Origin of the sequence: Blautia sp. 2227st1_G12_2227SCRN_220401 (assembly GCF_039062885.1) — a bacterium.
GTDB lineage: Bacteria > Bacillota > Clostridia > Lachnospirales > Lachnospiraceae > Blautia_A > Blautia_A fusiformis.
The window spans coordinates 102145-125285 of record NZ_JBCLNI010000002.1 but is presented as its reverse complement, the minus strand read 5'-3'; the positions used below and the strand labels follow the sequence as shown (position 1 = coordinate 125285).

The following is a 23141-nucleotide window of genomic DNA, read 5'->3' as shown; positions in this document are numbered from 1 at the left end:
TTATTCATCCTCCAGTTGAAACATCAGAACAGAAAGTACTGCAAGTCCCGCAGTTTCTGTCCGTAAGATCCGGTGTCCCAGGGTGATGGGTTTCGCACCGGCTTCCATGGCATCTGCCACTTCCTGCTCTTCAAAACCACCCTCCGGGCCGATAAAAACACCGATGCTTTTTCCCGGTTCGATCGACCGGATCAGTTCTTTCGTCTCTTTCATTCCCTTTGCAAGCTCATAAGGGATCAATAGAACGTCCAGTTCTTTTGCATAGACAAGGGCTTCTTTAAAGGTCATCACAGAATGTACCTCCGGCACCAGTATACGCTTGGACTGTTTTGCCGCACTTTCTGCGATCTGCTGCCAGCGGGATACTTTTTTTTCTGCTTTTTTGTTATCCAGTTTTACCACGCAGCGCCTGGTTGAAACCGGAACTACGGAATATGCTCCAAGCTCTACTGCCTTCTGGATGATCAGCTCCATCTTATCAGCCTTCGGCAGTCCCTGAAAAAGATAAATACGGTTCTGCAGCTCATAATCCGGCTCCTGTACATAGAGGATATGAAGCAGGACTTCATCCTCCCCCGCATTTTCGATCACACAGTGATATTCTTTTTCCTTGTCGCTGATCCAGAGCTCCTCGCCTTTTTTCATACGGAGCACGTTTACGATATGGTTGACGTCACTTCCTGTGATATGGATCTCATGTCTGTCCCCGTCAATCTGATGAGGTTCCACAAAAAATCGCTGCATGAGATCAGTCCTTTCTTGCTGTCACAGATACCCACTCGCCCTGATGAGTCACCTCAACAAGCGTCAGACCGGCGTCTTTTACAGCCTTCACTACGACATCCTCCTTTACATCCAGGATGCCTGATGTAATGTAGTAAGCGCCTTTTTTCATCTGTGCAACGATCACCGGAGTCAGCGGTACCAGAACATCTGCCAGGATATTTGCAGTTACGATATCATATTTCTCATATCCAACCTGTTCCTGAACTTCTTTGTCATCGATGATGTTTCCGATCATCATGTCAAAGGATTTCTCCTCGATCTGGTTGGCCTCCTTGTTCTCAGACACTGCCGGAACTGCACAGGGATCAAGATCTGTACCAACCACATGACCTGCACCAAGCTTCAGTGCAACGATTCCCAGGATTCCACTTCCGGTTCCCACATCCAGAATCTCCATTCCCGGCTTCACAAATTTCTTCAGCTGACGGATCACAAGCTGTGTGGTCTCATGCATTCCTGTACCAAAGGCAGTTCCCGGATCAATGTGGAGGATCATCTTGTCCTTATCTTCTGCCTTCACTTCTTCCCAGGACGGTACGATCAGAATGTCGTCTACATAGAACTGATGGAAGTACTGTTTCCAGTTATTGATCCAGTCCTTGTCCTCTGTCTGGGATTCTGTGATGGTTGCCTCTCCGATATCCACAAAGCTTCTCAGATCCTCCAGTGCAGCCTTCACATCTTTCAGGATTGCCTCGGTATCCGCATCCTCTTCCAGATAGAAGTTCAGATATGCGATCCCGTCATCTGCTGGTCCTTCCGGCATGATATCCACGAACATCTGCGCTTTGTCCTCATCAGTCAGCGGCTGTTTATCCTGGATTTCCACACCTTCAATTCCCACCTCGGCAAGTGTACAGATCACAATATCCTCTGCCTCTGTTTTTGTCTTAAGTGTAAAACGGTTCCATTTCATTTTTTATATCTCCTTATGCTGTATACACATTTACGGATTTTCATTCCAGTCTGTCGCCTGTTTTCTATTGTCCCGAAAACGGGCACTTCTTTTAATATACACGAATACAGAAAAAAAAGAAAGAGGCATTTTGTGCCTCTTTCCTGTTTTCACTTTATTTATTCCTCAAACATTTCCTTAACTTTCTCACGGAAACCTTTTTTCTTCTTTTCGGTTTTTTCGGAAGTCTCGGATGTGCTGTCCTCTGACGGACGGTTTCCACATGCCGCATCAAAAGCTTCCAGAGCTTTCTTTGCTTCCTCATTGAGATTTGTCGGAGTCTGGACTACCAGGGTTACATAGTGATCACCACGAACGTTCTTGTTACGTAATGACGGAACACCTTTGCCCTTCAGGCGGATTCTTGTATCCGTCTGTGTTCCCGGTTTCACCTCATAGGAAACCTCACCGTCAACGGTATTAATACGCATCTCACCGCCAAGTGCAGCCTGTGCAAATGTGATCGGAGCTGTTGAAAAGATATTCATATCCTGTCTCTGGAAGATCGGATGACGGGCTACATTTACCTCAACCAGCAGATCTCCTCTCGGACCGCCGTTGGTTCCCGGTTCACCTTTTTCGCGGATACGGATACACTGACCATTATCAATACCTGCCGGTACAGATACCTGGATCTTCTTTCTGGAAGAGGTATATCCGGTTCCACGGCAGGCACTGCATTTGTCCTTGATCACCTTACCGGTTCCGTTACAGTCCGGACAAGTCTGAACATTACGTACCATACCAAACATGGACTGCTGGGTGTAAACGATCTGGCCCTGGCCTTTACATTTCGGACATGTGACCGGTGATGTTCCCGGTTTCGCTCCGGTTCCGTGACATGTGGTACACTCATCCTTCAGAACGATCTCCAGCTCTTTCTCGCATCCGAAAACCGCTTCCTCAAAAGTAATGTTCACACGTGCACGAAGGTTGGCACCCTTCATCGGTCCATTGTTGGCCCGTCTGGTTCTGCCTCCGCCGCCGAACAGGTCTCCGAAGATATCTCCGAAGATGTCTCCCATATCCGCACCGTTGAAGTCAAATCCACCAAAGCCGCCGGCACCGCCTCCGCCGCCGTTTTCGAATGCTGCATGACCAAACTGATCATACTGTCTTCTCTTGTCGGCATCACTTAAAACGGAGTAAGCCTCTGTCGCCTCTTTGAATTTCGCTTCAGCCTCTTTATCACCCGGATTTACATCCGGGTGATATTTCTTGGCCAGCTTACGATATGCTTTTTTTAATGTTGCGTCGTCGGCGTTTTTATCCACACCTAAGACTTCATAATAATCTCTTTTATCAGCCATTGTAATTATTTCCTACTTGTCTTAGACTTCCTTGTAATCAGCATCTACAACATCATCGCCGTATCCTGCTTCATTTCCGCCCTGAGCACCAGCGTTTCCGCCCATGTTGCCCATATCCGGTCCAGGACCAGCCTGACCCTGAGCTCCCTGAGTCTGCTCATACATCTTGGAGAACAGTTTCTGAGCGCTCTCCATCATCTTCTCCTGTGCAGCCTTGATATCTGCAACCTGAGAATCAGTAAGCTCCTGTGCATTTGCTGTCTGTGCAAGAAGATCCTTCAGTGCATTGAGGTCTGCCTCAACACTTGCTTTATCGTTTGCATCAAGCTTGTCGCCTGCTTCCTTCAGAGCATTCTCAACCTGGAATACCATGGAGTCTGCATTGTTTCTTGTGTCGATCGCCTCTTTACGTTTCTTATCCTGAGCCTCGAACTCAGCTGCTTCTTTGACAGCTTTGTCGATATCGGAATCGGACATATTGGAACCAGCTGTGATTGTGATGTGCTGCTCTTTACCTGTTCCAAGGTCTTTAGCGGATACATTAACGATACCGTTGGCATCGATGTCAAATGTTACCTCGATCTGCGGAACTCCACGACGTGCTGGCGGGATTCCATCCAGACGGAACTGGCCGAGGGATTTGTTGTCTTTCGCGAACTGACGCTCACCCTGTACAACGTTGATATCTACAGCTGTCTGGTTATCTGCTGCTGTGGAGAAGATCTGGCTCTTCTTTGTAGGAATTGTAGTATTTCTCTCGATCAGACGAGTTGCGATACCACCCATTGTCTCGATGGACAGTGACAGTGGAGTAACATCCAGAAGAAGGATATCACCGGCACCTGCATCACCTGCAAGTTTACCACCCTGTACGGAAGCACCAAGTGCAACACACTCATCCGGGTTCAGGTTCTTGCTTGGCTCTTTGCCAGTTAACTGTCTTACCTTATCCTGTACAGCCGGGATACGGGAAGAACCACCAACCAGAAGTACCTGGCCAAGCTCAGAAGCTGTGATACCTGCATCAGACAGTGCACGGCGAACCGGCTCTGCTGTCATCTCTACAAGATCATGTGTCAGCTCATCAAATTTAGCTCTTGTAAGGTTCATATCGAAATGCTTCGGTCCCTCAGCTGTAGCTGTGATGAACGGAAGGTTGATGTTTGTTGTTGTTGCGGAAGAAAGCTCTTTCTTAGCCTTCTCAGCTGCCTCTTTCAGTCTCTGAAGAGCCATCTTATCATTGCTTAAGTCTACGCCCTCTGTTCTCTTGAACTCAGCAAGCATGTAATCTGTGACTTTCTTATCAAAGTCATCTCCACCAAGACGGTTGTTACCAGCTGTGGAAAGAACCTCGATAACACCATCACCGATCTCGATCACAGATACATCGAATGTACCACCGCCAAGGTCGTATACCATAATCTTCTGCTCTTTCTCATTGTCAAGACCATATGCAAGAGCTGCTGCTGTAGGCTCGTTGATGATACGTTTTACATCAAGACCTGCGATCTTACCTGCATCTTTGGTAGCCTGACGCTGAGCATCGTTGAAGTAAGCCGGAACTGTGATAACTGCCTCTGTTACCTTCTCACCAAGATATGCCTCTGCATCCTTTTTCAGTTTCTGAAGGATCATTGCGGAGATCTCCTGTGGAGAATATTTCTTGTCATCGATGGTTACACGGTAATCGGTACCCATCTCTCTTTTGATAGAGGAGATCGTTCTGTCTGCATTTGTAACTGCCTGACGTTTTGCAGGCTCACCTACCAGACGCTCTCCTGTTTTTGTGAATGCTACAACGGATGGTGTTGTTCTTGCGCCTTCTGTATTTGCGATAACTGTCGGCTGTCCACCTTCCATTACGGCTACACAGCTGTTTGTTGTACCTAAGTCAATACCAATAATCTTTCCCATGATTTTTTCCTCCTGTTTTAGTCTGTATCTGTTAAAATAAAGTTTGTTGTCAGTTAGTTCGCAACCTTCACCATACTGTGGCGTACTACGAAATCCTTGTAGGTGTAACCCTTCTGGAATTCTTCCACCACGATGTTCTCTCCAACCTCTTCATCCTCCACATGCATCACTGCATTATGGAAATCCGGGTTGAATTCCTTTCCCACTGCTTCGATCGGCTTCACGCCAAGCTCATCCAGTGTTGTGGTAAGCTGCTTGTAGATCATTTTCATTCCATCTGCAAAAGCATCGCCTTCCTGTGCCTGTGCAAGACCTCTTTCAAAGTTATCCACAACCGGCAGGATCTTTTCAACGATCTCTTTTGCTCCGATGATGTACATACTGGATTTTTCTTTTTCCGTTCTTTTACGGAAATTATCAAATTCAGCCATGGTACGCTTCAGGCGATCGGTAAGTTCCTCCACCTTCTGCTCAGATTTATCTTTTTTCTTCTTTCCGAAGAAGGAAGTTTTTGATTTTTCTTCTTTTTTATCCTCTGAGGCAGCTTCTTCGCCTGGAGTATTGTTTTCTTCCTCCGGCAGATCTTCTCCCTCCGGTGTCAGGTTTTCTTCTTCCTGATCTCCGTCAGTTACGGGGATTTCCTTCTCCGCTTCCTGCTCTTCGGATGTTTTCTTTGTTTCCTCCGACACTTTTTTTCTACCGCCTTTCTAAGTTTTCTTCTTTTTCAAAACGTCATCCAGATGATTCTTCAGTTCCTTCAGACTGTCCACTACATTCTCATAATCCATTCGTTTGGGACCGATGATCCCGATGGTTCCGTACATTCCGTCTCCCAGTTCATATCTGGCAGTTACAATGCTGCAGTCCTTCATGGTCTGGATTGGCATCTCATCACCGATGTAAACCTGGATTCCTGTATTCTCTCCATCTGACATCTGTTCTTTTACAAGATCAGCAAGTTCATGCTTCTCCTCAAATGCGGAGATCAGCTCCGTTGCCTTCTCTTTATCGGCAAGCTCCGGATACTTGAAGATGTTAGTTGCACCTGAAGTATAGATCTCCATATCTTCCTCTTCCACATGAATGGTGGCGGCCACTGCATCCAGAACCGTTGCCACCACACCGCTGTGGCTGCCTGCCTGTTCCTTCAGTCTGGCGATCATCCCAAGGTTGATATCCTGGATCGGGATCCCATTGAGATTGGTGTTAAGAAGAAGATTCAGTTTCAGGATCGTCTGGTCGTCCATTTCCTCATCCAGATTGATGATCTGGTTCCGGACTGTGTTGTTGTCACTGACAACCACTGCCACAAGCTGAAGTTCGCTCATTCTCGACAGCTGGATGAACTTGATCTTGTTGCCGCTGTACTGCGGAACGGAAACCATGGTAGCATAGTTGGTATTGGAAGCAAGAACCTTCGCAACCTTCTTAAGCACCTTATCCATCTTATCTGTCTTCTCAATGATCAGATCTCGCAGCTCTGCGACCTCCGCTTCCTTCTCCTTCATCAACTCATTGACGTAAAGTCTGTAGCCCTTATCTGAAGGAATCCTTCCTGCTGAGGTATGAGGCTGGACGATATAGCCCATATCTGTCAGGTCTGACATTTCATTTCGGATCGTTGCGGAACTGACATTGAGATCCGCATACTTGGAAATGGTCCTGGAACCAACCGGTTCTCCGGTTTCCATATAGGTCTTGATGATTGCTTTTAAGATTTTTTGCTTGCGCTCATTCAACACCTCTTCCATGAATCCATCTCCTTTCCTTTTTATTCTTTCCTGACGGATGTTGATTCTTTTTTTACATCTGTTAGCACTCATTTTAGTGGAGTGCTAACATCTACAGTCTTTAAGATATCACCATGTAAAATATTTGTCAATATGTTTTGAAAAAAAGTTCTTATTTTTTCAAAACAAAAAAAGCATCAGTACGATGCTTTTTTGTAATACTGGTCTATGCAGTTCTGTGCCCCGGCAAAAAATTCCGCTTCTGTTTTCTGTCCCAGCATATATTTCTGAAATTCCGTTCCCATGGACGAAACGGCTTCTATGGAATCGGCACACAGTGGTCTTGCTTTCAGCTTATAATCTTTCAGATATTGCCGGATCATTTCAATGCCATCCAGATCAAAATTCTTATCCTCGATCACATCCAGTCTTGCCGGACACATTTTTGTCAGCTGTCCGTAATTTTTACTGGCCTCATATCCGGACACATACTGAAGGAACTTCAGAGCTGCTTCTTTATGATCAGAATTTTTATTCAGTACATACTGCCAGGTTGCGATATTGGTCACCTTCTCGTCAAATTCCGGAAATGGTGCCATATGGATCTTATCTTTTCCATACACGCCTGCATTCTGAAAAGTACTCAACACACCGGTATACATAAACATACATCCATACTGGCCGTTTATAAATTTTTCATTCAGCTGGTCATGCTGGTCGATCAGATTCTCCTCTGATATCATCCCTGTATCCAGCATTCGCTTCATATATTCTGCCGCTTCTCTTGTTTTCGGATCCGTCCAGTCTGTATAATCTCCTCCGAAAAAATCGACATACTCGCTGATACTATTATATATGTAAGAAATCTCCCATGCATCCCCATATGCATATTTTCCCGTATTCTGAAGCTTTTTCTGAAGGATCTCAAGATCACTGAGACAGGAGAGTCTGTCCAGACCAGCCTGATCCAGCAATTCCTGGTTCACCCAGAATGCCATGATATCCATCCTGAACGGTACCGAAAAAATATGTCCGTCTGACATGCATATTTCTTTCAGGTATTCCTGCAGAAAATTCGCCGCTGTCTCCTCTGTCATAACCGTATCTTCCAACGGAAGAAGAAATCCCTTATGTTTAAATTCGGATATCATCTCATCATTTACTGTGATCAGATCAACAGAATCATCTCCTGATGTCAGAAGAGTTGCTATTTTGGCCTGGCGATTGTCCGCATTGGCCGGACATTTTTCAATATGGATCTTTATTCCAAGATCTTTTTCCGCCTGGCTGATAAAAGAATCAAAGCCTTCTGTGCCTGCATCCACATGAAGGATCGTCAGTTCCTGTCTGTTCTCCGGCACAATATCAGATGCAGCCTCCTTCTTCTGGACTCCACATCCTGTCACTGCCAGAGCCAGGGCAAATACCCCGCAAAATACCTGTTTTTTCAATCTCTACCACCCTTTTTATCTGGGCCATCTATCCTCTTTTGACATCAACGGCTGGAACGGTGCATGAGGAAGTGTCTGATACCAGTACGCTACACTTGCCACATCATCCTGTCGTTCAAACAGGCCACGGTATCCGACGCCTATCTGCTGAATCGTAACGCGAAGATCCTCTTCAAAGCAGATTGGATCCTGTAAATGCCATCTGTAAAAGCCTCTCATTGGCGGGCAGTCATCATTATGATAAAAATTGTGGATCAGCTCGTCATGGGCAGAATAATACGGATATCCCAGATACGGCGTGTTATAATTCTGTTCCACGGTTTTTCCATCCACCTGTTTGGCAAAGCTCCAGGAACCACCAAAGTAATCTTCCGTTCCTGTTCCACAGATGGTCGGATACTCCTCATCTCCGTCAATATAAAACTTCATTTCTCCCTCGCCCCACCAGTAACGTTCCAGTGTGGTAAGTGCCATGTAGGTTCCTATATAATGGCCTTTTCCTTTTACTCCATCCAAAATTGTATAATCTTTTGTTTTTTCTGTCAACCGTTCCCTTCTCCACTGCGCATGGAAATAAGCAATATCGTCCGGAAGCTCATCATAGAGACAGTAATCTACCTGATAAAAGAAAGCCGGGATTTTATTTGCATGCTGGTTTTCCAGTGTGATCTTTGCTTTCTTCTTAAACGGCATCGGGAAATAGCAGTTAAAGCCCCTGTTTGGAACAACAGCCACCGGAACAGAATTTACAAAACATTCCCTTCCGAATCCGCAGCAGAAGAAATCACCCAGAGGACTTTCCACGGAAGGAGTTTCCTCGTCATCCCAGTACATACGGATTACAAGATCTCTCAGTACAAAGCAATCTGCCTCTGTAGTCTTGTTATCAACGGTGATCCAGATATGATTGATCTGTCCCGGTCCTTCCATTTCTGCCAGAGTTACCACAGTTCCCGGCTCAATATCCCTGAGACACGGGCTTCCTTTTCTGGACGGTCCCAGATGACTTGCAGCCATACCGCCTCTGCCTTTTTCTCCATGAGGATTTTCTGCGTTGATCGCACGGCTTTTTCCATGCTTTGCAAGTGCGATCCCTCCCAGTCCGCCTGTAAATGCCTGATACATATCTGTTTTCTCCTCTCTTTTGGAAATTAAAAATATTATATTTACGCTTTTACTCCACCTGCCATGATACCATCCATGATCTGTTTCTCAAAAACAGCTACAAAGATAATGATCGGAAGAAGGATGATCCATCCCATGGCGCTGACCAGATCCCACGGAACTCCATACATGTTGTCACGTAACGGAAGCTGTACGATGGAAACAGAAAGTACCTGAATACCATTTGAATAAAACAACGGTGTGAAAAAGTTATTCAGACAGGTAATAAAGTTGATAATGCAAACCGTAGCGATTGCCGGCTTCATCAGCGGCAGAACGATCGTAAACAGTCTCTGTGAAAAAGATGCGCCGTCAATAGCAGCTGCCTCCTCCAGTGAGATCGGGATCTCACCGACAAAGTTTCTGAGGATCAGAACCGTAAACGGTATAACGGTACTGATATAAAGAAGGATAAGTCCCGGATATGTATCATACAGCTTTACCTTCTGCATAAACTCATACAGCGGGCGGGCTGTGACAACCTCAGGGATCAGCATGGTAGCCAGAACAAACGCAAATGCAACAGAAACTCCCTTTGAGTTAAATCTTGAGAAGCCATAGGCAGCCATTGCACACAGCACGGTACTGATCACAAGTGTAATGCCTACGATCAGAACTGTATTTCCGATCTTTGAAAGCAGTCCTACATTCTGTATCAGAAATTTATAGCTTTCCAGTGTGGGATGATCCGGAAGATAATCGATCGGTGTTTTAAACAGTTCTCCTGACGGTGTGATCGAAGAAATAAAGATCCAGTAAACCGGGAACAGGATCAGAAAAGCCACAACTGCAAACAGAACCCATCTTCCAACGGCTACCACTCCATGATAAACATTATATTTTCCTGTATTCTTCACGATAATTCCCCCTAACTGTCAAACTTATTCATAACACGTATATTCAGCCAGCTGAAGATCGCCATTACAACAAACAGCAGCATAGCCAGCGCCGAAGCATATCCTACGTTTAGATTTGTAAATGCTTCTGTTGTGATTCTGTATGCGATCAGCGCAGTATCCTCTCCAGGGCCTCCAGATGTCATGGAATAAACCAGATCGAAGGTTGTCAGTCTCCAGAGTGTGAACGGAATACATAAAGTCAGGACATTTTTTGCGATCAGCGGAAGTGTGATCCGGAAAAAGCTCTGGATCCCGTTTGCACCGTCTACCTTTGCTGCCTCATAGATATCGCCGGAAATAAACTGAAGTCCGGAAAGTACAAGAATTGCAAAGAACGGAAGGTCCTTCCACAGGTCCATTGCAATTACCGCTGCTCTTGCAGTACCTGTATTGATCAGCCAGCTGTTCTGGTAACCCGGTACAAACCAGCGGATAAAATCATTGATCAGACCATAATCATTGTTAAATGCCCATTTTGCAGCCATACCGGCTACTACTGCAGGCATAGCCCACGGGATCAGCACGATGGTCCTCAGAAAACGGCGGCCTTTGAATTTCATATTCAGGATCAGTGCCAGGATAACTCCGAGGATCACATGAAAGATCATGGAAGCAACCACAAATATTGCCGTAAAGCTGATCGATGTGAGCACTTTAGGATCAGAAAATACCTTCAGGTAATTCTTGAAGCCTATAAATTCATTGATACCTGCAAGGATACTGATATTAAAGAAGCTGTTTTTCACAGTCATCAGAATGGGATATACTGTTGTAAAACCTCGAATCAGTACAACCGGCAGGATCAAAAGCCATGGTATCCACTTCATATTTTTTTTGCTTATTGTCATGGAACTTTCCTCCCTGTTCATCAAGCAATGTAAAGCAGACTTTTACCTCTGCTTTACATTGCTGTTTTTTTATATCTTTTACTTATACATATCTACCACATCCTGAGCCTTCTTGCAGAACTCATCAACTGTAATCTCGTCTTTCATACAGGACTGGAAGATTGTTCCCATATCGCTGATAAATTCCATTGTCTGTGCCACCATCGGACGTCCCTGTACATTGCATTCATTTGCATATCTGCTGTACATTTCTTTTGCCGGGTCAGAATCCGGAACTACCTTCTCTGCAACATCCTTTCTTGCAGGATATCTGTCAAATGCTTTATAGGAAGCTTCCATTCCGCCTTCATCAGCCATATACTGGAGGAATTTCACAGCTGCATCTTTATTCTTGGATGCTTTGTTGAGAACATAGCTCCAGGAATCTGTAAAGATCGCACGCTCTCCCTTGCCGCTGAAATCCGGTACCATTTCCATGTGGATCTTATCTGCGCCAAGCATATCTGCCTTTGCATAATCTGTTCCAAGGCCCCACATGAACCAGCATCCGTATTTTCCGTCATTGATCTTCGGATTCATCTGGTCATATTTATCTGCAATCTGTTCGATGGATGTTTCTTTATTAGCAACCAGATCGTGAAGGAACTGAACTGCTTCCTTGTTTTCCTCTTTGGTCCAGTCAAAATAATCGCCGCCGAACATGTTTACAAACTGTGCAAGCTCGTTAAATGCATAGGTTTTCTCCCAGGAACCGCCGTAGCCGAATCTTCCGTCCTTGGAAACAGCCTTCATATACTTCATGAAATCCTCTTTTGTATCAATGGATTTGATTCCGACCTCATCCATGATCTCCTGATTTACCCAGAATGCAAGATATCCTGTATAGCCTGGAACACCGACGATGTTTCCGTCCTTATCTGTGATCATATCCTTTACATATCCCTGGGCAAACTGATCAGCGATATCATCTGTCATTACTGTATCGTTCAGTCCTTCCAGCCATCCGGAATTTTTAAATGCCGCGCTCATCTCATCGTTGATCTCAATGACATCCACGGAAGTATCTCCTGTGGAAAGCATTGTGGTGATCTTCTGCTGACGGGTATCTGTATCTGTAGGTGCCGCAATTACATTAATGTTCAGGCCCGTGGCATCTTCCACATTTGCAAGCCAGTCCTCAAAATCCGGGTCTGTGGTGTTGACGCTGTATAAGGTAAGATCATATTTTTCCTTTGCGGAAACAGTAACCACGTTACCTGCCATACCCACAACCATCGCTGCTGCCAAAACTGCACTCATTACTTTTTTCTTCATATCTTTCTTCCTTTCTGGACATTTTCGTGTTTGTCCACACCTGTTTTTGATGGTTTAAGGATACCAGAGAGCCCCCTCATTCTAAATACAATATTTTATGATTTCTTTATATTATTTTTCGTTCTCTTGTATTTTTGTTGTTAATTTTTTATAATCCTTTTATATAATCTATATTTGTAACGGCTTTTTTTCACAGCTGGATTCGGTTTCATTAATTTGTTTTCGACATAAAGGAGAGTATGTACTATGAAATTCCACAAATGTATCCCACCCATTTTTTCCTCATTTCGCTATAAGCTCCTGCTCGCATTTCTGATCGCAACTATGGTACCTCTGATTTCCCTGACCTTCATCAGCTATCACATTTCCTATAACATTGCCAGAGATCGTATCATCGATTCTGCCGTAATGACTGACAAGCAGCTGGTCTCTCAGCTGAACGACCGCCTCGGTCAGGTTGAAAATGTAGCAGATACCATACAGTTTCAAATGTACTCCCTAAATCAGCCTTCCTCTAATAAGGTAGATGCACTGAAAAAATTCACCACTGTAAAAAACAATATTTCGCTGTATAAATCCACATTCGATTTCTTCCATATATATGTTTTTCTGCAGCCCGATCAGCTCGGTTCAAAAGAAAGCCTGTACTTCTTTTCCACAGATGAGCTTTCTGCATATGGTCTGGATAAAAATATTGTTTCCGGTTCAGGCTTTTCCTCTGTCTGGATACCGGTTTCCAATATGCCTCTGCCTAAAATACTGTCCACAAAAAAATCATCTGCCGATGTGATCCTCTGCGTCCGGGCACTGAAAAATCAGGCCACCGGTATTCTGGAATACGCCTACGGCATTGCTCTGGACACCTCAGAGCTTACCACTTATCTGCAGCCTGCTGCTTTGGATTCCCGCATATACAGCTACATTCTCACAGATCACGGAGAGATTGCAGCAAAAAATACATCCTCACTGAATTTATCCGGAATTTCCAAAGCACAGTTTCAGAAACTCAAAGGAAATGCAGATTCTTCTTTTCACAGCGGCGACAAATATTATAACTGCTGCACCTTAAGCAATGGCTGGCTTCATGTTACCGAAATCCCGGAAAGCTATATTCAGGGCAACACGCACATCCTGATCCGTGCCTTACTGATCACTGTCCTTATTTTCTTGCTCCTTACTGTTATCATCGTTATCCTGTTTTCCGAAAATCTTACCCGGAAGATCACTGCACTTTCCTATGCAATGGAAGCCTTTCAGCTGGGATATGACCCGGAACATCTATCTATCGTTACTGTTCCCCACCCGGATGATCCTTCCAGGTATGATGAGATTGACAGACTGGGCATCACCTTTGAAGATATGCAGCACACAATAGCCGGAAACCTGAAGTCCATTGTAAATCTTTCCGTAAACGAAGAACGTCTGAAATACCAGCTGCTCCAGTCACAGATCAATCCGCATTTTCTTTACAATATCCTGGGATCGATCCGTACCTGCCAGTCCCTTGGAAAGCTTGACATTGCTGATCAGATGATTGCAAATCTGACTGCCTTTTACCGTCTTACCCTGCGTAAATCAAAGGAACTTATTCCTATTAAAGATGAATTGGAAATTGCCCGGCTTTATCTGGAAATGGAAAAGCTCTGTCATAAAGATAATCTGGACTGGGAGATCGAAGCAGAAGATGGAATCGAAAATTTCCTGATCTGCAAGTTTACACTTCAGCCATTTCTCGAAAATTCCATTCTGCACGGGATTTCTTCGGGCACACCAGCTGTTTTCATTTCGATCCATGTTCTTTATGGCGATGATACGGTTGTGATCTCCATTGAGGACAACGGTGCCGGCATGGACTCCGAAACCCTTGCACAGCTGCGCCATGCTATTGAGCATAATGTTATTGATTATGAGAAGCATTTTGGAATTTCCAACGTAAGTTCCCGTATTTCCAACCCATTATACGGAAACGGTTCCGTAAGGATCCGCAGCAACCCCGGAAACGGCACATACGTCACCATTGAATTCGAACAGATGGAGGAAGATATCGATGAAAAAAATAATGATCGTAGATGATAATTACTTATCTGCAGAAGGTATCGAAAAAAACATAGACTGGGAAACACTGAATGCAGAGATCATCCATGTCTGCTACAATGGAACCTCTGCTATCGAAGCCATGAAAAAAGAACCGGCAGATCTGATCATTTCTGACATTGAAATGCCTGATCTTGACGGCATTTCCATGAGCCGTCAAGCTCTTGAGATCAATCCTATGGTGAAGATCATCCTGATCAGTGCCTATGATAAATTTGAATATGCAAGACGCGCTCTGCTCCTCGGTGCTCTGGATTATATCGAAAAGCCTCTGGATTATGCCTATCTTATCCAGAAGGTAAAAAACGCTTTTGCACTGATGGAAAAGGAACAGAAAAATCTCCAGCTTCTGAAACAAAGCAGGCCTCTTCTTACGGAAAAATTTTTCCGCGAGATCACACACCTTCCGTCTTCTGAAGCAGCCTACCGACTGAAGCCTTATCTTAAGTATCTGAACCTGGAGCTGAATTATGATTTTTATACAGTTGTTATTCTGGAGCTTGAAAATGCTCCGGATCTAAAAGCTGTTTACGGGATTGAAAAGTTTCAGATGGAGCTTTTCAACCTTCAGGATCTGATAACTGAGGAAACCGCTTCTCTTGATTTTGTGTATCTTCTCCCGGATATGGATGGCTATCTGTGCATTCTGGGACACAGCGGCTGTCAGTCCAACAGCTTCCGCCAGCTTACCAGCGGACTTATTTCCTCAATCGCAGATGCCTGCCAGCCACTGGGACTTTCTCTCAACGCAGGTATTGGAACAATTGTCCAGGATTTTTGGAACCTGAACCATTCTTATAAAAGCGCCGTACATGCACTGGAATACAGATTCTTTTTCCCGCATCAGAATATCTTTGACGGAAGAGAGGCTCTGGGTTCCGATCTGTCTGTTGCAGATTTTTCAGATACAAAGGAGGATGAACTGATCCGGCTTCTCTGCAAAAAGGATACCGCTGCCATAGATCTCTGGTTTCAGAATTTTTCCGACTGGCTCACTCAGAAATTTCGCACAAAGAATTTCGCTTTCATACAGATTTATTCTCTTCTTGGCCGGATCCTGAAATTTTTCTATGAATTAAATCTGGATACGCATGACCTTGAAGCTAAAATTTTGTATGTTTACAACCACATAAATGAGTTTCATAATACGGAAGAGCTATGTCAATGGCTGAAGGATCTGTGCCATCTTTTATGTCGGAAGCTTGATTCCTCCATGAATGATTATCACCAGAAGCTCTGCGAACTGGTGATTTCCTATATCAACGAACACTACACTGACAATACGCTCTGCCTCAATGATATTGCTGCCTCTGCCAATGTAAGCCCTGCTTATTTAAGTGCTCTTTTCAAAAAAAATCAGGGAATCAGTCTCAGTGACTTTATCACATCTCAGCGAATTTCCGCAGCCGCCCGTTACCTGACTACGACTACTATGAGTCTGAAGGAGATCAGCCTGAAATGTGGTTATGCCAATCAATATTATTTCAGCACCAGCTTCAAAAAGAAAATGGGGATCACACCTTCCGCCTATCGGGAACAGCATACATAACTTCTTCTCTTCTTTATAACAAAGTTACTGGCACAAATGCCAGTGCCCTTCTCCGGAATTTTACTTATAATCAATCAATAAAGAGAACCATCATATTTTTTCGAAGGAGGGATCGCTATGAAAAAATGGAAAAAAATCCTGATATCTCTGATAACAGTCTTTGTACTGACCATGCTTCCGGCAGAATCGGCAATTCTGCCTGGCACAGTCTGTGTTACAGAGGCCGCTCCCAGGATTAGTTCTTCCAAGCTAAGGCAGATTCTGACACAAAAAGATGCTTCCGAGCTTGCCAACGACACTCTGGATATGGCTATTCCATATTGGACTGATCTTCTCAAGGGCTCCGGCATCACCCTGCGCTCCCTGGGCTTTTCAACTACAAAATAAGCTTTTCCCCAAAACAGATCGAGCATACCCGACAACACCCCTGGATATTACAGCCAGGGGTGTTGTACTGTCAGCTGCTTCGCAGCCTATTCCGTTAATTCTTCCAGATTCTTTTTTAATTCGAGCATCTTGTCTCTCAGCTCAGCAGCCTGCTCGAAATTCAGGTCTGCTGCCGCAGCACGCATCTGCTTCTCTACCTGAGCGATCACCTTCGTCAGTTCTTTTCGGTTCATGGATTCCGGATCCTTCTTAAGCTTCACTTCTGTCTCTGCCACCTTCTTCGAAACAGCGATCAGATCACGGACCGCCTTCTTGATCGTGGTTGGAGTGATGCCATGCTCCCTGTTGTAAGCCTCCTGTATCGCTCTCCTTCTTTCTGTCTCCGAGATTGCTTTTTCCATGGATTCTGTCATATTATCTGCATACATGATCACATGGCCTTCGCTGTTCCGGGCAGCACGGCCGATAGTCTGTACCAGGGATGTTTCCGAACGAAGGAAGCCTTCCTTATCTGCATCCAGGATCGCTACCAGCGTGATCTCCGGAATATCCAGTCCTTCTCGCAGAAGGTTGATCCCGACTAGCACATCAAACACATCCAGGCGCATATCGCGGATGATTTCCGCACGTTCCAGAGTGTCAATGTCTGAATGAAGGTATCGGACACGGATTCCCAGATCCTTCATATAATCGGTAAGGTCCTCTGCCATACGTTTGGTCAGGGTCGTGATCAGGACTTTATTTTTCTTTTCAATTTCCTTATTTACTTCTGCTACAAGATCATCGATCTGTCCTTCGATCGGACGCACCTCCACCTTCGGATCAAGAAGCCCTGTAGGACGGATGATCTGCTCTGCGCGGAGAAGCTCATGGTCATATTCATATTCTCCCGGTGTCGCAGATACAAACATTACCTGGTCAAGCTTGTTCTCGAATTCATCAAAGCTCAATGGACGGTTATCCTTAGCAGACGGAAGTCGGAAGCCGTAATCCACCAGTGTCTGTTTACGGCTCTGATCACCGGCATACATACCGCCAACCTGGGGAACTGTCTTATGGGACTCATCTATAATAAGTAAAAAATCATCTCCGAAGTAATCCATCAGTGTATACGGTGGCTGCCCCGGTGCAAGCCCTGTCAGGTGCCTGGAGTAGTTCTCGATCCCGGAGCAGAATCCCGTTTCCTTCATCATTTCCACATCAAAGTTGGTACGCTCCGCAATTCTCTGAGCCTCGATCAGCTTATCCTCACTTTTAAAGTATTCCACCTGCTGCTTCATCTCTTCCAAAATGGCATCTGCTGCACGACGGATCTGCTCCTGAGGCACAACGTAATGAGATGCAGGGAAAATCGCTGCATGGTTTTCCACACTTTTAATCTCTCCGGTAAGCACATCGATATCTGTGATACGCTCGATCTCATCTCCGAAAAATTCCACACGCACTGCCCGGTCTGTAGAATTCGCCGGAAAGATCTCCAGCACATCACCCCGGACACGAAATGTTCCACGGTGAAAATCCATCTCATTTCTTGTGTACTGGATATCGATCAGCTGTTTGATAACCTCATCACGGTCCTTCTCCATTCCAGGGCGAAGAGAGATCATCATATCAAAAAACTCCTGAGGTGCACCTAAGCCATAGATACAGGATACCGACGAAACCACGATTACATCCTTGCGCTCACATAAGGCTGCTGTGGCGGAGAGACGGAGCTTATCGATCTCATCGTTAGTGGATGCGTCCTTAGCGATGTAGGTGTCTGTGGAAGGAACGTAAGCCTCCGGCTGGTAGTAGTCGTAGTAGGAGACAAAATATTCCACTGCGTTCTCAGGAAAAAATTCTTTCATCTCGCCGTAAAGCTGGGCCGCCAGTGTTTTATTGTGGGCAAGTACCAGAGTTGGTTTATTTAACTGGGCAATGACATTCGCCATTGTGAAAGTCTTACCGGAGCCAGTAACACCAAGCAAAGTCTCGAACTGGTTGCCTTCTTTAAATCCCTCGACCAATTTCTCGATGGCCTGGGGCTGATCGCCGGTTGGCTTGTATGGGGCTTTTAATTTGAACTCATTCATGGTAAATCCCTCCATTTGTGACTTTTACTATGATCATTATCAGCTAAAAATTCGTACCCAGATTCGTAACGAAAAGCTCATTTTTATAGTGAATAGATGTGTTTCTCACCTCGTTACGAATAAAAGTCACAAAACTAATATTTGCGGATAAAACAGCACTCGGAAATACCTGAAAATACTAACCTCCGGTCCTGTCATATTTTTACTGTTTGTTCTTGTAACAGTCCCTATTATATCAAATAAATTTTTGAAAGTATATAGATTAACTCAAGAAAAAAAGTACAAATGTTCGATTCTTATTTGTACTTTTTTCTTTTGCCGTCGTACGGCAGATAATTATTTCTTATTTTTAATTGAAAAAGAATTTTTATAATATCGCTTATTTTTATATTTGAAAAGTTATCCCGCTTTTGCTTACCATATTATTTTCTTAAATTAACATTCATGTAACGCCCAATATTACGCAAATTCATCGAGTCCTCTACAAACTGAAGTTCATCCCAATATGCAGACCTTTGATTATACACGCTTATAAATTATTGGTTCATCATATCCAAAAGTTCTCTTTCCATTAACTTCCATGCTTTCCGATACTTCCAGAAAATTGTTGGAAAACTTTTCCCAAAGTTTGAATGTCATTACCGGAGAGAACTGGCTTGTGCTGCCTCCCTCCCAGATTCCGTCCTTTTCATGATAAAGTGCCGGATTAAATTTTTCAGATTTTTCTAGTTTAGAGTAATCAACATTCTTCATAGAATCATATGAAAATGTATTTTTATCTTCTCCTTTTGGAATTTTATAAGAAGAAAGTAAAATTCCCTGTTCTATTTCCGTGATAAGGAAAAGATGTGGAGATGCATGACGTTTTCCATTAATTTCATAATAACTCTCTTCAACAACAAATTTTCCTTTGAAATCTTCAGGAAGGTTATTTATTTTGTCATTACAGATTGTATTTACATGTTCCGCATATGGATATGTTTTCCCTTCTGCCTGCATCTTATTAAATTGATCCTTATTATCAAAATGTCCTGTCATCATTCCTACAAAATTATCAAGTTTCATCATATACTTTACCTCCTGGTATTTGCCTAATCACACTATTCCTCTTTTGCTTTTGCCATACTGGCGATATCTCCCACTCCATTCAATACCATTGTCGGAAGATAAGCATAAGTTTTGAGTGTATCCTTCGTTGAACATCCAGAGAGAACCAATACAGTAGACATACCACTTTCCATTCCTGAAATCACATCTGTATCCATACGATCCCCAACCATTACAGCTTCTGCTGAATGACATCCAAGCATATTCAATCCTGTTCTCATCATCAGTGGATTCGGTTTCCCACAGAAATATGCCTGTGTACCTGTTGCCATTTCTATAGGTGCAATCAATGCACGACAAGCAGGAGCAATGCCGTTCTCAATCGGTCCGGAAACATCTGAGTTTGCTCCGATCAGCTTTGCACCTTTCAGAACTAAATTCGTTGCTTTTGTTAATGTATCCAATGAATAGGAGCGTCCCTCTCCCACAACAACATAATCCGGATTTACATCATTCATTGTGATACCTACATCATAAAGTGCATTTAACAGGCCGGCTTCTCCTATCACAAATGCCGAACAGCCTGCCGCCTGTTCTTTTAAAAATGCGGCTGTTGCCAATGCACTGGTATAAAAATGTTCTTCTGGCACATCAAGTCCCATCCTAGCCAGTTTCTGATTTAATTCTCGTGGTGTATATCCACTATTATTTGTCAAAAACAAATATTCTTTCTTTTCATCATGCAACCACTGGATAAATTCTGGAACACCTGGCAATATCTGATTGCCATGATAGATCACACCATCCATATCACAGATGAATCCTTTTTTTTCATTAAAATCGATTATGGATTTTATCATGTTCATATGCGCCCTGCCTTTCTTGTCTCTTTAGAATACACCTTACTCTTTTCATAATAGAATAAAACTCTTTTTTCTACAAATACTTTTATATTATATCATCCACACATGAAATCAAATACATAGCACTGTAAAATCAAAGTAAATATTTCGATCAACAGAACCTTTTATGACAACATCTCTTTCACACAAGTACTTCGATAATCACTTGGTGATATTTTATATCTTTCTTTAAATACTCGGTTAAACGTTCTCTGACTTTCAAATCCACTATCCAGACAAATATTTGTAATAGAATCACTCGTATTTTCCAAACGATGGCATGCATAGTTCAGCCTTGCATCGTTAAGATATTGATTAAAGTTTCTATGGAATGTCTTGGAAAAGAGTCTGGATAAAACATATTTGCTCACGCCCAGGTCTTTTGCCATCTCTTCCAGAGAAAACTTCTTCTTGAAATTTGCTGATATATAGGAAACTGTCTGGTAAATAAGATCGTTGCTCCCCACACTGCTCTTTTCTACCAAATTTAATTTTCCTATGCAGCGTGCCAACACAATTTGAAGATATGCCTGTGCAACAGTAATATCCGACTGTTCTGTCTCTAAAATTGCATTTATAACCCTATATACCTCCGATTCAACCTTTTCCGCTTTGATGATTGGGTATTCAGGAGCCATGGATTGCATGATATCTGCAAATTTGGCTATCGTAAATGGCGATGCAATCAGATAAGTCGCTTTATTTACACCGGGTGTCAGTACCTGATAGTGATGAATAACATCTGGAAATACAAAGCCTATATCTCCTTTTTCCATATGGTATAGTTCCTGTCCGACACCAAGTTCTAATGCTCCACTTGTTACACAAACGATCTCCAGTGCATTATGAAGATGTGGTTCAATATGTTTTGACTTCCTATTTATTGCTATGATCTCCTCTTTTGTGTCAACATATTTTAACTGCATGAAATACTCCCCTTTGCAACATTTGTCTATATCTTCTTTCGATTTGGCAAGCAATCCTTTTACACCTATCTTATAATCAACTTGTAAATAAGGAAAGGAGGAATTGCAAATGAGCAACCTAAAAAAATATCTGAATGACCTTTTAGTATTCTACACCGAATATTTTGAGCATCCTTACCATGTATAAATACTAAAAGGACTATTTTGTGAAAACTGAATATTTTCTTAAGGCCATTTCACAAAAACGAAGTGGTCCTTTTTTATTTTCAAAATACAGTTCAATCACTTTATATATAGAAAAAAGCACTGTCTCATCGAGCAACGACCAGACAACGCTTTCTCCTGTCAATTCTAATTTATGTCTGATGCATCTGTTACTTCATCTGCAGCAATTTCTTTTTCTGCTTTCAGTTTTTTATTTGCATCTTCTACATTCATTCTTGAAAGTACAAACATAATCAATACATCAAAGATTAACGGAAGCCAAAGATACATAAACTGCATCATATCAAGTGCAGACTGCGGCTGAGTTGCATTTGTTCCGATATATCCACTGAACTCAAGCAGCCATCCAACAACAGCGGTTCCAATACCTCCACCGATTTTTACGCCAAGAGAAGTACAAGAGTACATCGTTCCGTCAATTCTCTTTCCCTGTGTAAGATAAGTGTACTCAGAGCAGGATGCGATAACTGCATTCATATCTCCCTGCCATGGTCCCTGACCTAAGGCTGCAAGAGCTGTAAATGCCATCATCAGCGGAACACTGCCCATATATCCGGCAACAACAACAAGTGCTCTACCGATGACTGCTAAGACATAACCTCTTAAGTTCAGTTTATACATACCTTTCCACTTACCAACTAATGTCGGTGTGAAAATCAGGGCAATGATCAGTGGAATATTTACTGCCCATGCAAATTGTCCAAACAAATTCTTATTTTTCAGTACCCATGTCATGTAATAAATGCCAGCTCCAATCATGGCACCATATAACTGCTGTAAAATATATGTTCCACAAATCATCATGTAATATTTGTTTTTAACAAGAAGCTTGAATGCCTGTACCATTCCGTACTTTTCATTATCATCCTTTACTTCTCCTTCGTTAAGTTCTTCCTCCGGAAGTTCCTTAACAGAAAGTGCTGAAATCGTATTTACGACCAGACCAATGATTGCATAGATAATAGCAACCGTTCTCCATGCCGCAGCATCTCCACCACATTTATCTACAAATCCAACTGTAATCGCCTGAATCAGAAGACTTGTTGAAAATGCAAAAATAAAACGGTAAGATCCCATCTGTACACGCTCTTTGCTGTTCTTTGTAATCAGTGACGTAAGTGCTGAATAAGCAATATTGTTTGCTGTATAAAACACACCATTTAACAGTGTATAAGAGATAAAGAACCATGCATATTTAGCCGTTGTTCCCAAGCTGACTGGTATTGCAAAACAGCAGACCAGCGTAATGGCACAACCAATATATCCATATAGCATCCAGGGTTTTGCTTTTCCCATTTTACTGTGTGTTTTGTCAATCATTGATCCAAAAAATATATCCGTAAAACCATCAAATAGTTTTGATACGGCAATCAGGGTACCTACGACACCTGCAGCAAGTCCTACTGAGTCCGTCAAATAGACCATCATAAAAGATGTCAGGAACGCATAGACTACATTACCTGCAATATCGCCTGATCCATATCCAATTTTGTTATACCATTTCAAATACTTTTTTTCTTCCATCGAATTTCTTTGCTCCTCATCTTCATCGCACTTAGAATTTC

19 protein-coding genes are annotated in these 23141 nt (G+C 43.2%); 3 read left to right on the top strand and 16 right to left on the bottom strand.

Going from position 1 to position 23141, the window contains the following annotated elements; genetic code table 11:
• The 11 genes from ABCM67_RS01735 to ABCM67_RS01685 form a co-directional block, all read right to left on the bottom strand.
• Window positions 1–744, bottom strand: a complete 744-nt coding sequence (locus ABCM67_RS01735; protein WP_342992446.1) for a 16S rRNA (uracil(1498)-N(3))-methyltransferase — start codon at window positions 742–744, stop codon at window positions 1–3.
• 4 nt (window positions 745–748) lie between these two features.
• Window positions 749–1702 (bottom strand): 50S ribosomal protein L11 methyltransferase, encoded by a 954-nt coding sequence (prmA, locus tag ABCM67_RS01730; protein ID WP_015527080.1) that lies wholly within the window; start codon window positions 1700–1702, stop codon window positions 749–751.
• Window positions 1703–1860: 158 nt separating this feature from the next.
• Window positions 1861–3051, bottom strand: coding sequence for a molecular chaperone DnaJ (dnaJ, locus tag ABCM67_RS01725; RefSeq protein WP_021652330.1), 1191 nt, complete (start codon window positions 3049–3051; stop codon window positions 1861–1863).
• A gap of 21 nt (window positions 3052–3072) precedes the next feature.
• Entirely contained in the window at window positions 3073–4965 is a 1893-nt protein-coding gene (gene dnaK, locus ABCM67_RS01720; RefSeq protein ID WP_110102502.1) for a molecular chaperone DnaK, read from the bottom strand.
• A 53-nt stretch (window positions 4966–5018) separates the two neighbouring features.
• On the bottom strand, window positions 5019–5654 hold the full coding sequence (gene grpE, locus ABCM67_RS01715; protein ID WP_059085388.1) for a nucleotide exchange factor GrpE: 636 nt from the start codon (window positions 5652–5654) through the stop codon (window positions 5019–5021).
• An 18-nt stretch (window positions 5655–5672) separates the two neighbouring features.
• Window positions 5673–6716 carry a heat-inducible transcriptional repressor HrcA gene (hrcA, locus tag ABCM67_RS01710; protein WP_015527075.1) on the bottom strand — a complete coding sequence of 348 codons (1044 nt, stop codon included), beginning with the start codon at window positions 6714–6716 and terminating at the stop codon, window positions 5673–5675.
• Between the two features lie 176 nt (window positions 6717–6892).
• Entirely contained in the window at window positions 6893–8146 is a 1254-nt protein-coding gene (locus tag ABCM67_RS01705; protein ID WP_237971358.1) for an extracellular solute-binding protein, read from the bottom strand.
• A 15-nt stretch (window positions 8147–8161) separates the two neighbouring features.
• On the bottom strand, window positions 8162–9271 hold the full coding sequence (locus tag ABCM67_RS01700; protein WP_021652327.1) for a glycoside hydrolase family 172 protein: 1110 nt from the start codon (window positions 9269–9271) through the stop codon (window positions 8162–8164).
• A gap of 41 nt (window positions 9272–9312) precedes the next feature.
• Window positions 9313–10167: a carbohydrate ABC transporter permease gene (locus ABCM67_RS01695; RefSeq protein WP_021652326.1), complete on the bottom strand. Its 855-nt coding sequence runs from the start codon at window positions 10165–10167 to the stop codon at window positions 9313–9315.
• Window positions 10168–10178: 11 nt separating this feature from the next.
• Window positions 10179–11057 (bottom strand): sugar ABC transporter permease, encoded by an 879-nt coding sequence (locus ABCM67_RS01690; RefSeq protein WP_044961978.1) that lies wholly within the window; start codon window positions 11055–11057, stop codon window positions 10179–10181.
• Between the two features lie 78 nt (window positions 11058–11135).
• Entirely contained in the window at window positions 11136–12371 is a 1236-nt protein-coding gene (locus tag ABCM67_RS01685) for an extracellular solute-binding protein (RefSeq protein ID WP_092071267.1), read from the bottom strand.
• A 246-nt stretch (window positions 12372–12617) separates the two neighbouring features.
• Between ABCM67_RS01685 and ABCM67_RS01680 the strand changes: the two genes are divergently transcribed.
• From ABCM67_RS01680 to ABCM67_RS01670, 3 genes are all read left to right on the top strand, one after another.
• Window positions 12618–14444 (top strand): histidine kinase, encoded by a 1827-nt coding sequence (locus ABCM67_RS01680; protein WP_059085385.1) that lies wholly within the window; start codon window positions 12618–12620, stop codon window positions 14442–14444.
• On the top strand, window positions 14419–16014 hold the full coding sequence (locus ABCM67_RS01675) for a response regulator (RefSeq protein WP_021652321.1): 1596 nt from the start codon (window positions 14419–14421) through the stop codon (window positions 16012–16014). The genes ABCM67_RS01680 and ABCM67_RS01675 overlap by 26 nt, the downstream gene beginning before the upstream one ends.
• A 117-nt stretch (window positions 16015–16131) precedes the next feature.
• The gene (locus ABCM67_RS01670; RefSeq protein ID WP_173739611.1) at window positions 16132–16401 is read left to right on the top strand and encodes a hypothetical protein; all 270 of its coding nucleotides are present in this window, start codon (window positions 16132–16134) and stop codon (window positions 16399–16401) included.
• An 86-nt stretch (window positions 16402–16487) separates the two neighbouring features.
• On the opposite strand, the gene uvrB is transcribed toward ABCM67_RS01670, so the two are convergent.
• The 5 genes from uvrB to ABCM67_RS01645 form a co-directional block, all read right to left on the bottom strand.
• Entirely contained in the window at window positions 16488–18476 is a 1989-nt protein-coding gene (uvrB, locus tag ABCM67_RS01665; RefSeq protein ID WP_147603343.1) for an excinuclease ABC subunit UvrB, read from the bottom strand.
• 519 nt (window positions 18477–18995) lie between these two features.
• Window positions 18996–19544 carry a hypothetical protein gene (locus tag ABCM67_RS01660; protein WP_015527045.1) on the bottom strand — a complete coding sequence of 183 codons (549 nt, stop codon included), beginning with the start codon at window positions 19542–19544 and terminating at the stop codon, window positions 18996–18998.
• A 32-nt stretch (window positions 19545–19576) separates the two neighbouring features.
• Window positions 19577–20389, bottom strand: coding sequence for an HAD-IIA family hydrolase (locus ABCM67_RS01655; protein WP_021652318.1), 813 nt, complete (start codon window positions 20387–20389; stop codon window positions 19577–19579).
• Between the two features lie 161 nt (window positions 20390–20550).
• Window positions 20551–21351, bottom strand: coding sequence for an AraC family transcriptional regulator (locus tag ABCM67_RS01650; RefSeq protein ID WP_173723530.1), 801 nt, complete (start codon window positions 21349–21351; stop codon window positions 20551–20553).
• 351 nt (window positions 21352–21702) lie between these two features.
• Window positions 21703–23100 carry an MFS transporter gene (locus ABCM67_RS01645; protein ID WP_021652316.1) on the bottom strand — a complete coding sequence of 466 codons (1398 nt, stop codon included), beginning with the start codon at window positions 23098–23100 and terminating at the stop codon, window positions 21703–21705.
• Window positions 23101–23141 lie beyond the last annotated feature (41 nt).